Here is a 10,020-nt window from a genome sequence, read left to right on the forward strand (position 1 = left end):
GCACCGCACAGTGCGGTGCCCGCCCCCTTCGCGGGTGCTCACTCGGCCGGCTCGGCCTTGCCGTCCTCCTTGGGGACGCGGCAGTCCGCCAGCGCCGTGGCGCAGCGGTGCAGCAGGTGGACGAGCTGTTCGCGCTCCTCCTCGGTGAACTCGGCGTGCAACGCCTCGTCCACCGTGGTCGCGTCGACGTGCGCCTTGCCGAGCAGCGCCCGGCCGGTCCGGGTGAGCCGGGCCTCCAGGATGTGACTGTGGATCGGATGCGGCTTGCGCTCGACCAGGCCGCGGTTCTCCAGGGTGCCGAGCACCGAGGACATGGTCTGCGGGGTGACCAGGCAGCGCCTGGCCAGGACGGCACCGGAGAGCCCCGGCTCCTCCTGCAGCACCAGCAGCACCGTGTACTGCGGAGTGTTCAGCTTGAACTTGCGCAGCAGCGAATGCTTGGCAGCGCCGAGCTCCTGCTCGGCCCGCTTGAGGTGGTGCCCCAGTCGGCGGTCGATAGGCTTTCCCATACCTCCTTGTATATCAGGAGCCTTAGGCATCTATGAAGCCTTCTAGTCGATGAAGCTGGACGGGAGGCCGACTGACCTCTCTTGACACCTGTACAACAAGGCCCTGAGCGGGAAGCTTCCCGCAGCGGGGCCGGAGCGGGCCGACGGCCCCGGCCGCGGGCCGGTCGGGCCCGGGAACGGCGACGGGCCGGTCGGACCGGCCGGGGTGGCGGCGGTCCGACCGGCCCGAGGGCGGTCCGGCGGCGGGTCAGCGTTCGATCAGGCCGCGCTCCACGGCGATGTTCACCGCGTCGATCCGCGAGACCGCGTCCAACTTGCCGAAGATGTTGCGCAGGTGGCGCTTGACGGTGCCTTCGGTGATGCCCAGCCGGGTGCCGATCTGACGGTTCGACAGGGCCCGTGCGGCCCAGTGCAGCACCTCCAGCTCGCGGGCGGAGAGCGGGCCCTCGGCCGGCTCCCGGGTCGGCTCGGCGACCGGGCCCGGCCCGCCCGGCGACTGCCGCACGGCGGCCACCAGCCGGTCCCGGCCGACGCTCTTGTGCAGGTAGGCCTGCACCCCGGCCTCGCGCAGCGTCTCCACCAGCTGCGGGCTGTCGTCCATGGTGAGCACGATGATCCGGGTGCGCGGGTCGCCGGACAGGATCCGCCGCACCGTCACCGGCGGGTCGTTCTGCGGCATCTCGACGTCCAGCAGCACCACGTCCGGCCGGTACCGGGCGGCCAGCCGGATCGCCTCCGCGCCGCTGCCGGCCTGCGCCACCACCTGGAAGCCCGGTTCGGTGAGCAGCAGTTCGCAGAGCGCCTCGCGCAGCAGGGTGTGGTCGTCGGCGACCAGGATCCGCACCGGCTCGACGTACCGGGCGGCGGCCGCGGCCCGGACCGGCGCGGTCACGCGCCCGCCTGCCCGTCGATCGGCACCCAGACCAGCACCTGGGTGCCCCGGCCCGGGGCGGACCGGATGTCCAGCGCGCCGTTCAGCAGCTGCACCCGCTCCCGCATCCCGTCCAGCCCGTTGGCGGTGCCCCGCTCCCGCACCGTGGCGAGGTCGAAGCCGCACCCGTCGTCCAGCACCTCGACCTGCACCTCGTGCGGGGCGATGTCCACGTGCACCACGATGTTGCCCGCCTTCGCGTGGTTCATCGCGTTGCGCAGGCACTCGCGGACGATGACGAAGAGCTCCTCGGTGACCTGCTCCGGCACCCAGTCGTCCGAGCCCTTGACCCAGACCCGCACCGTGCCGCCGGCCTGCGACATCGAGGCGGCGAAGCTCTTCAGGGCCAGCTCCAGCGAGCCGGAGACCTGGCTGCGGCGCAGCTCGGTGACCAACTGGCGGGTGGTGTCCAGCGCCTCCAACACCGCTGCCAGGGCCGCCTTCACGTGCGGGCTGGGGGCGTTGGCGGCCTGCGCGTCGTGCAGCTCCAGCTGGCGCAGCGCCAGGCTGAGCGAGTTGCCCAACTGGTCGTGGATGTCCCGGGCGAGTCTGCGCCGTCCCAGGTCGTTCAGCTCCTGCACGCGGTTGAGCAGGAAGGTGTCGTAGCCCACCGAACCGATCGCCAGCCGCCGGCTCACCCCTTCCTGGAGCGAGCGGACCGCGGCCGTGTAGTGGCCGTCGCAGCCGCGGCAGCGGCCCTCGGCGGCGGCCAGCTCCTCGGCCCAGCGGTCGGGGGCGCTGCAACTGGGGCAGACCCGCACCACGCTGGGACCGGTCGGCCGCGGCTCGGGGTGCTCGACGGCCACCGCGTCGGCCAGCGCCTCCAGCACGATGTCCAGCAGCAGCATTCCGGCCCGGATCGAGTGGGTCAGGTGCAGCCCCTGGCGGATCCGGTCGCCGCCCAGGTTGACCACCTCGGCGATCTCGGTGCCGGTCACCGTGGCCCGGCCCTCGGCCAGGCTGACCGCGCAGTCCATCAGGATCCGGCGGGCCTGCACCACGCACTGCTCCCAGGCCTGCGGGTCGGACACCAGGGGGCTGTTGATCGCGCGCAGCCCCTCCTGGTACCTGGCCAGCACCTCGGGCTCCTGGCCGAGCAGCCGCTGGGCGGCGGCCTGCCGGCCGTCCACCCGGGCGAGCAGCGCCACCGGCTCGGGCCGCGGGTGCGGCTCGGCGCGATTGCCCCGGTCGACCGGACGGAACGGCAGTACTGACCCCATGTCGTCGTGCTCCACCTCGGCAACCCCTCCCCGTCTGTGCGGTGTGCGGCCCGTGCGGGCGGGTCCACCACCTGAGGTGCCTCCAGCTAAGTTGGGTGCAGGTGCGCCCGCCAGCGATCCGTGGGGTCGGGGCGCACGGTCGGACCCCGAGGCGCGCACTGTGTCAGGTCACGGTCCGGACTCCCGGGAACCGGGCGGCGCGGTTAGGGTCGGGCCCATGGCCATTCCTCCCTTCATCGCCGAGCTGCGGGCGCTGGTCGGCACCCGCCCGCTGTGGCTCTCCACCGCCTGCGCGGTGATCGTGGACGACCGGGGCCGGGTGCTGCTCGGCCGCCGGGCCGACACCGGCGCCTGGGCGCTGATCGGTGGGATCGTCGACCCGGGGGAGCAGCCGGCCGACACCGTGGTGCGGGAGTGCTACGAGGAGGCCGGGGTGCGGGTGAAGCCGGAGCTGCTCACCTCGGCGACCGTCTCGCCGGCCTTCGCCTACCCCAACGGGGACCAGGTGCAGTACCTCGAACTCACCTTCCGCTGCCGGGTGGTGGGCGGCGAGGCCCGGGTGAACGACGAGGAGTCGCTGGAGGTGGGCTGGTTCGGTCCGGACGAGCTGCCGGAGCTGGACGCCTACAACGCCGAGCGGCTCGCGCTGGCGCTGGCCTGCACCGGGCCGGCGGCGTACACGGTTACCCTCTGACCTGGGCACTTGACTGATCGTCATATGAGCCGACTAGAGTGGCGCTTCATTATGAAGCAGGTACACAAGTCACCGCTCAGGTCGAGCGGCAGCCTGGCCCACGACGCCGACGACTGCCTCTACGACCCCAGTGTCCGGTCCGTGATGGCCGAGTTCACGCTCGGTGCGGACACCCTCGACCTGGAGGCCGCCAGCGCGGTGCGGGCGGCCCACCACTCGATCGAGCGGCTGCGCAGCCGCGGTGCCGCCGGGCGCGGGCTGAGCTCCGGCGCGCTGGACATCCTGATCCGGCTGAGCGCCACCGCCGGCGAGCCGATCGGCATCGGCGACCTGGCCCGGGTGTGCGGCGTCAGCCCGCGCAACGTCACCGGGCTGGTGGACACCCTGGAGCGGGACGGCTTGGTCGAGCGGGTCGCCGACCCGCACGACCGGCGGGCCGTGCTCACCCGGATCACGCCGGCCGGGCGGAACCGGCTGGACAGCTTCCGCCAGCCCACCCAGCGGGCGATGGCGGCCGTCTTCCAGGGCTTCACGCCCGCGGAGCTGACCCTGCTGCGCCACCTGTCGCTGCGGCTGGTGGAGAACCAGCAGCTGATCGAGCGCCACCTGGAGCAGCAGGACTCCTGACCCCCGCTCAGCCCTGCGGCTGGTCCGCGGGCGCCTGGGCGTACGGGTTCTGCTGCGGCGGCACCGGCTGCTGCTGCGGGGCGGCCTGCTGGTACGGGTTCGGCGCCTGCTGCGCGGCGGTCGGGGCGGCGGCCGGGGCGGCCGGGTTGGGGTTGTACGGGGCGTTCGGGTTGTAGGGCGCGTTGGGGTTGTACGGCGCGTTGGCCTGGTACGGCGCGGCCGGGTTCTGGAACTGCGGCTGCTGCTGCGCGGCGTTCTTCTTGCCGGCGCCGACGGCGCGGGTGATCAGCAGCACCGGCAGGATGAACGCGTAGAAGAAGATCCGGTACTCACCGCCGGTGAAGAACCAGCCCAGGTAGACCGCGTACCCGCCGAACGCCAGACCGGCGACGGCGTTGACGATCCGCCATCCGACCGTGGTCCTGGTGAAGTTGACCAGCGCCAGGACGAACATCGCGATACCGCTGACCAGCAGCATCACCACGTAGATCGAGAACAGCGGCTGCGCGCTGAAGTCCAGGTTCACGCAGAACACCCCCGTAAAGGTTAGTTAAAAACAAGCAGGATCGATCGCGCACAGTACTGGATCCGGCCTTTTCCTGTCTCCACCTTTCGCGGCCCCGGCCGGCCGGGAGGTTCAGCGCGCCGCTTCGGCCCCCGCGGCCTCGGCCGCCGCCCGCACGAAGGCGCGCACCCGCGCGGTGGTGTTGCCCTCCAGCCACACCGGACCGCGCTCGATCGGCGGCGCGTCGTGGATCGGCACGTAGGCGAGGTCCGGGCGCGGGTAGTACCGCCGGGAGTGCTCGCCGACCGGGAGCACCCCCTTGCGCAGGGCGACCAGGCTGAGCATCTCGGCGAAGGTCCGGCCGGCCGGACCCTTCGGGACGGGGCGGCCGGCCGGCGTGCGGTCGGGCGTCCGGTCCCGCTTGAACGCCGTGGAGGTGACGGCGGGGTACTGCACCACCGGGTGGTCGCCGAGCACTTCGAGCGACACCGACTCCGCGGCGGCCAGCGGGTGTCCGGCGGCCACCGCCAGCACCCGCCGCTCGGTCAGCAGCACCGGCCCGCGGGCCATGCCGTCGAACGGGTAGGAGGCGATCAGCACGTCCACCGAGCCGTCCAGCAGGCTCGCCCGCGAGTTGGACAGCTGCACCTCGCGGACGTCGACCCGGCAGTCCGGGTACCGCTCGCCGAAGAGCTCCACCGCGCGCAGCAGCACCTGGGCCGTCGCCTCGCCCAGGAACGCCACCCGCAGTTCGCCCGTCACCCCCTGGTTGGCGTCCACCGCCCGGCACAGCGCCCGCTCCATCGCCGCCACCACGGGCACCAGGTCCTCGGCCAACTGCCGCCCGACCGCCGTCGGCCGGACCGAGCGGCTGGTGCGTTCGAAGAGCGGGCCGCCGATCTGCCGCTCGATCTTGCGGACCAGCTGGCTGACCCGCCCGGTGGTCAGGTGCAGGCGCTCGGCGGTGCGGCCGAAGTGCAGCTCCTCGGTGAGCGCGAGGAAGACCTCGATCTCCAGCCGTTCCAGCACGGTCCCCCCGATCGTTGAATCCTGCTCAACGATCGTACGGGCATCCCGCATTGATGGCGGCCGCCGGGCGCGGGAGGGTGGAGAGCGAAAGGCCCGCCCCCGAGAGGAACCGATCCCATGCGCGTGAAGGCTTTCGACCACCTGGTCCTCAACGTCGCCGACGTCGAGCGGGCGTTGGCGTTCTACACCGGCCCGCTGGGCCTGGAGCCGGTCCGGGTGGCCGAGTGGCGGGCCGGCACCGCCCCGTTCCCCTCGGTCCGGATCACTGCCGAGACCATCATCGACCTGGTCGCCAAGCCCCGGCTGGAGTCCAACGTCGACCACCTCTGCCTCACGGTGGACCCGCTGGACTGGCAGGAGGTCGTCGACTCGGGCACCTTCACCGTGCTGGAGGGCCCGGTGCCGCGCTTCGGTGCCCGCGGCACCGCCATGTCGCTCTACGTCCAGGACCCCGACGGCAACACGGTCGAGCTGCGCTGGTACCCGGCGGACGCGGCCGACCACTGACGCCGCGGTCAGGGGCGTTCCCGGTCCGGCAGCCGGATCACGGCGACGGCGTCCGGCTGCGCGACGGCCAGCCGGGTGCCGTCCGGACTGAGCGCGGCGACCGGGGTCGGGACGTGCGTGACGCCGTAGCTGCCGGTCTTCGACGGGACCCGCAGCTCGGGCCACTGGGCCAGCACGGTGCCGGTCCTGGCGTCGAGCAGGCGGGGGTGGCCGTGCAGCGAGACCACCTGGGTGCCGCGGGCGAGCAGGGTGCCGACCGGGTGGTCCAGCCCGCTGCGGTGCAGCCAGCGGCGCTCGGACATCGACCACACCCCGAGCTGTGCGGCGCCCAGGCCGCCCGGGGGCTCCACCCAGTCCAGCGACTCCGCGGTGGTGGCCACCGCCAGCCGGTCCCCGTCCAGCCAGCAGGCCGCGCCCACCTCGGCGTCGACGCCGGCGAACGGGTGGAACACGGTGTCGGCGTCCAGCGCGCCGGGGTCCGCGAGCGCGGCCGTGAGGTCGTGGACCTGCAGCGTCCCGAGCGGGTGCCAGACCCAGCCGGCCACCAGCAGGTGCCGGCCGTCGGGGCTCACCGCCAGCCGGGAGTGGAAGGAGTCCTCCGGGCGGCGCACCCCCTCGGTCAGCCGCTGTCCCGTCACCAGGTCCTCGACCTGCAACTCGTTGTAGTGCTCCGGGCAGTGGACCAGGACCTCGCGGCCGTCCGGCAGCGTGCCGAGCGCCACCGGGTAGTCGTAGTCCGCGCAGTGGTAGTAGCTGCGGTCGATCTCGCGGACGACCGTCGGCCCGGCGAGGTCGACCACGATGCCCTTGGTCCCGCGCTCGACGAGGACCACCGCGTACCGCCCGGAGGACGAGACCACGGCCCGGTCGAACGGGTGGCCCCAGCGGACCGACGTCTCCCGCACCGTCCCGTCCGGGCACCACCGGCGGCCGCCGCGGACCAGGTCGACCAGGTCCTCCCCGTCCCACCACAGCGAATCCACCGACCCCGGCACCGGCAGCCACTCGACCTCCGCCATCGCGCTCTCCCCCTCCGCGGACACACGAACCAGCACGGCAACGCCCGGTGCGCGCCCAACGTGCCCGCCCGCCCTCGGACGGGCCGGTCCGCCGGCGCCGCCGCCGCCGGCACGACGGCCTGCCGCGCGCGGCCCGGTGGGCGGCCCTGTCCGGAACGGCGGACACCGTGGGCGCGGTCGGCTACCTGCTCTTCGGGGCCCCGGCGATCTCGGCTTCGGACCGGTCGGCCGATTCGGGTCATCCGTCACCGGGCCGACCAGCAGCAGTCAGCAGGACCTCCGCCGCCTCGGTACGGCCGTACAGCACGTACCGGCCGCTGCGGTGCGCGTCGACCAGGCCCGCGGAGCGCAGGGCGGTCAGGTGTTGGGAGACTCCGCCGGCGGTGATCCCGGTGCGGCGGGCCAGTTCGGTGGTCGAGGCGGGCGTGTCGAGTTCGGCCAGCAGGCGGGCCCGGGACCGTCCGATGACTGCTGCCAGGGCCTGGGGGAGGGCGGACTGCCGTTCCCAGAGCGTGGCCACGCCGCGCGGCGGATAGCGCAGGGTGGGTTGCCAGTTCGGGGTGATGACGGAGAAGACCCGGGGCCAGACGAATACCGACGGCACGAGCAGGAGGCCGCGCCCGCCGAGGTGCCGACTGCCACGGGCGTAGTGGTGGCCGACGGACAGGGTGTCGTCGTCCCAGGTGACGGCGGACCCCAGGTCGCCCAGCAGCTGGTCCGCTCCGTGTTCGGCGAACAGCCGGGCCCGGTGCAGTACATCGCCCTCCAGGAGCGACCGCATCCGGGGCCAGTACGGCGCGAGGGTGATCTCCCAGTAGGCCGACATGAGTTCGACGAGTTCGGCAAGGCCGCGACGCGGATCGCTGCGCAGCCGATCGATCCGCTCCGAACGCGGCGCGCGTGCACCACCGAGGCCGGACCGGACCTGCTCGGGTGGCGTGGCGCGCAGCACGGTCAGCTCAAGTCCCAGATCGGCGACCGAGGTTGTCGGTGGTGGTGCGATGAAGACCGGGATCGAGTGGGGCGGTTGGGGGACCAGATCGGCGAGCAGGTGCCAGTCCAGCCCCGAGGCGGCCAGCCGACGACGGGCCTGCGCGCTCCACGGGTGGTGCAGCGGATGCTCGGCCGGGTGCTTCAACACCCTGACGCTGGCCACCAGTTCCCACAGCGGTGACAGGGCGAACCTGGTGCGGGCCAAGTCGCGGACGGAGAACGCCAGGTCCAGCACGGTGCAGCCTCTCTGCGGCATACGGCCTACGGCCTGCGGGTCAGGATTCAGGACAGCCTAAATTCCTCGCCCGCCGGTCGGAACGGCGGGAACCTCACCCCATGACCAGCACTGATCTCGCCCGCGGGCCGGACACGGCCGCTCGCACGTCCGATCCGCACCCTTCGGTCCTGCGCAACCCGGGCTTTCGCCTGCTCGTCGGCGCCGCCGCGGTGAGCAAGGCCGGTACCGCGGTGAGCTCCCTGGCGATCCCGCTGACGGCCGTCCTGGCCCTGCACAGCTCGCCCGAACAGGTCGGCCTGCTGGCGATGCTGAGTTCCCTCGCCTTCCTGCTGATCGGTCTGCCGGCCGGAGCCTGGGTGGACCGGATGCGCAAGCGGCCGGTGATGATCGCCGCCGACCTGGTCAGGGCCGCGCTGTTCGGGTCCGTTCCGGCTGCCTGGCTGCTCGGCTGCCTGACGATCCAACAGCTCTACCTGGTGGTCCTGTTGGCGGGCGCGGCCACGGTCTTCTTCGACGTGGCCACGTTGAGTCAGCTGCACGAACTGGTCGGGCGCGGCCAACTCACCCAGGCCAACGCCCACCTGGTGACCGTCGACGCCCTCACCCAGATCGGCGGGCGCAGTGGCGGCGGGTTCCTGGTGGCACTGTTCTGCGCGCCGACGGCGATCGTGGTCGACGCGGCCAGCTACCTGTTTTCGGCGCTCCTGCTGCTGCGCATCCGCCGGGCGGAGCCGCAGCCACAGCCCCGGCGCGACGCCCGCCTCGGCAGCGAGATCCGTGAGGGACTGCGGTTCGTGTTCGGTCATCCGACCCTGCGTGCCGTCGCGCTCGCCGGAGCAGTGACGAACCTGTCCATCCAGCTGTGCCAGACCGTGCTGCCGGTGCTGTTCGCTCGTGAACTCGGCCTCTCTGACGGCGTCATCGGGGTGTTCTTCGCGGTCGGTGGCCTCGGCGTGCTCATCGGTTCGGTCTCGGCCCGTCCGCTGGCCCGACGCTTCGGCGCCGGTCGGGTGCTGTGGCTGATGGGCCTGGCCGTCGCGCCGTTCGGCGCCCTGCTCGCGCTGGCGGATCACGGACCGGCGCTCTGGTTCGCTGCGGTGGCCTGGCTGATCACCACGAGCAAGGTCGGCATCGACAACGTGATCAAGGTCAGCTTCCGCCAGAGCGTGACACCGGACCACTTGCTCGGCCGGATGAACGCCACCATGCGGGTCCTGCTGACCGGCTCACTCGCGATCGGCGCGGCCCTGGCCGGCCTGTTGGGCGAGTTCGCCTCGGTGCGCACCGCCCTGTGGGTCGCTGCGGCCGGACTCGCCACGGTCTGGGTGCCGGTCTTCTTCTCACCGCTGCGCACCCGGCGCGAACTCCCCGGATCCGGCGCCCTGCGGTGAGTGCGTGACCACGACGCAGCACCGCCCCGAGGGTGATCGGGACGGCGCTGCGGTCGCGTGCGTCAGTCGGCCAGCGGGAGGTAGACCCGGTTGCCCTGGGCCGCGAACTCGGCCGACTTCTCGGCCATGCCGGCCAGGGCCTCGGCGTCGAACTCGGTGTTCACGGCCGTGGAGCCGTCGCCGTGCACAGGGCGGGGACCGTGCGCGGGTCTATGTCGGTCATTTTGGCTGTCCTTCCGGGCAGTTGAGGATGTTTTAGGCATGGGAGTGCCGTCGCGGCGGCCCCCCGGGGGGGGTGGTGGGGGGGGGGGGCGGGGGGTGGTAGGAGGGGGGGGGGGGGTGTTTTTAAAAAAAAAA

At 72.7% G+C, this 10,020-nt stretch carries 11 protein-coding genes; 4 read left to right on the forward strand and 7 right to left on the reverse strand.

Features of this window, described 5'->3' with window-relative positions; all coding sequences use genetic code 11:
- Positions 1-38: 38 nt before the first annotated feature.
- From ACFW1A_RS33335 to ACFW1A_RS33345, 3 genes are all read right to left on the reverse strand, one after another.
- Positions 39-509, reverse strand: coding sequence for a MarR family winged helix-turn-helix transcriptional regulator (locus tag ACFW1A_RS33335; RefSeq protein WP_380415658.1), 471 nt, complete (start codon positions 507-509; stop codon positions 39-41).
- Positions 510-756: 247 nt separating this feature from the next.
- A complete protein-coding gene (locus tag ACFW1A_RS33340; protein WP_380415661.1) occupies positions 757-1,401 on the reverse strand; it encodes a response regulator in 645 nt (214 codons plus the stop codon).
- Complete coding sequence (locus ACFW1A_RS33345; protein WP_380415665.1) at positions 1,398-2,660, reverse strand: sensor histidine kinase; 1,263 nt, start codon at positions 2,658-2,660, stop codon at positions 1,398-1,400. Before ACFW1A_RS33345 ends, ACFW1A_RS33340 begins: the two co-directional genes overlap by 4 nt.
- Positions 2,661-2,877: 217 nt before the next feature.
- Between ACFW1A_RS33345 and ACFW1A_RS33350 the strand changes: the two genes are divergently transcribed.
- Together ACFW1A_RS33350 and ACFW1A_RS33355 are read left to right on the forward strand one after the other, a co-directional pair.
- A complete protein-coding gene (locus ACFW1A_RS33350) occupies positions 2,878-3,354 on the forward strand; it encodes an NUDIX domain-containing protein (protein WP_380415667.1) in 477 nt (158 codons plus the stop codon).
- A gap of 51 nt (positions 3,355-3,405) precedes the next feature.
- Entirely contained in the window at positions 3,406-3,981 is a 576-nt protein-coding gene (locus ACFW1A_RS33355) for a MarR family winged helix-turn-helix transcriptional regulator (protein ID WP_380415669.1), read from the forward strand.
- Positions 3,982-3,988: 7 nt separating this feature from the next.
- Here ACFW1A_RS33355 and ACFW1A_RS33360 read toward each other — a convergent pair whose 3' ends face one another.
- Together ACFW1A_RS33360 and ACFW1A_RS33365 are read right to left on the reverse strand one after the other, a co-directional pair.
- Positions 3,989-4,507, reverse strand: coding sequence for a hypothetical protein (locus ACFW1A_RS33360; protein WP_380415671.1), 519 nt, complete (start codon positions 4,505-4,507; stop codon positions 3,989-3,991).
- A 111-nt stretch (positions 4,508-4,618) separates the two neighbouring features.
- Complete coding sequence (locus tag ACFW1A_RS33365) at positions 4,619-5,515, reverse strand: LysR family transcriptional regulator (protein ID WP_380415673.1); 897 nt, start codon at positions 5,513-5,515, stop codon at positions 4,619-4,621.
- A 117-nt stretch (positions 5,516-5,632) separates the two neighbouring features.
- On the opposite strand from ACFW1A_RS33365, the gene ACFW1A_RS33370 reads away from it, so the two are divergent.
- The gene (locus ACFW1A_RS33370; RefSeq protein WP_380415676.1) at positions 5,633-6,022 is read left to right on the forward strand and encodes a VOC family protein; all 390 of its coding nucleotides are present in this window, start codon (positions 5,633-5,635) and stop codon (positions 6,020-6,022) included.
- A gap of 8 nt (positions 6,023-6,030) precedes the next feature.
- Here ACFW1A_RS33370 and ACFW1A_RS33375 read toward each other — a convergent pair whose 3' ends face one another.
- Together ACFW1A_RS33375 and ACFW1A_RS33380 are read right to left on the reverse strand one after the other, a co-directional pair.
- Entirely contained in the window at positions 6,031-7,041 is a 1,011-nt protein-coding gene (locus ACFW1A_RS33375; RefSeq protein WP_380415678.1) for a hypothetical protein, read from the reverse strand.
- 238 nt (positions 7,042-7,279) lie between these two features.
- Positions 7,280-8,290 (reverse strand): DUF5937 family protein, encoded by a 1,011-nt coding sequence (locus ACFW1A_RS33380; protein WP_380415680.1) that lies wholly within the window; start codon positions 8,288-8,290, stop codon positions 7,280-7,282.
- Positions 8,291-8,370: 80 nt separating this feature from the next.
- Here ACFW1A_RS33380 and ACFW1A_RS33385 point away from each other — a divergent pair, with 80 nt between their 5' ends.
- Complete coding sequence (locus tag ACFW1A_RS33385; protein ID WP_380415682.1) at positions 8,371-9,663, forward strand: MFS transporter; 1,293 nt, start codon at positions 8,371-8,373, stop codon at positions 9,661-9,663.
- Positions 9,664-10,020: the final 357 nt, after the last annotated feature.

The sequence above is a fragment of the Kitasatospora sp. NPDC058965 genome (genome assembly GCF_042741245.1).
GTDB lineage: Bacteria > Actinomycetota > Actinomycetes > Streptomycetales > Streptomycetaceae > Kitasatospora.

Coding starts and splice junctions, on each gene's coding strand:
- ACFW1A_RS33370 (WP_380415676.1), top strand. CDS start 5,633: ATGCGCGTGAAGGCTTTCGACCACCTGGTCCTCAACGTCGCCGACGTC.
- ACFW1A_RS33355 (WP_380415669.1), top strand. CDS start 3,406: ATGAAGCAGGTACACAAGTCACCGCTCAGGTCGAGCGGCAGCCTGGCC.
- ACFW1A_RS33350 (WP_380415667.1), top strand. CDS start 2,878: ATGGCCATTCCTCCCTTCATCGCCGAGCTGCGGGCGCTGGTCGGCACC.
- ACFW1A_RS33345 (WP_380415665.1), bottom strand. CDS start 2,660: ATGGGGTCAGTACTGCCGTTCCGTCCGGTCGACCGGGGCAATCGCGCC.
- ACFW1A_RS33335 (WP_380415658.1), bottom strand. CDS start 509: ATGGGAAAGCCTATCGACCGCCGACTGGGGCACCACCTCAAGCGGGCC.
- ACFW1A_RS33375 (WP_380415678.1), bottom strand. CDS start 7,041: ATGGCGGAGGTCGAGTGGCTGCCGGTGCCGGGGTCGGTGGATTCGCTG.
- ACFW1A_RS33385 (WP_380415682.1), top strand. CDS start 8,371: ATGACCAGCACTGATCTCGCCCGCGGGCCGGACACGGCCGCTCGCACG.
- ACFW1A_RS33380 (WP_380415680.1), bottom strand. CDS start 8,290: ATGCCGCAGAGAGGCTGCACCGTGCTGGACCTGGCGTTCTCCGTCCGC.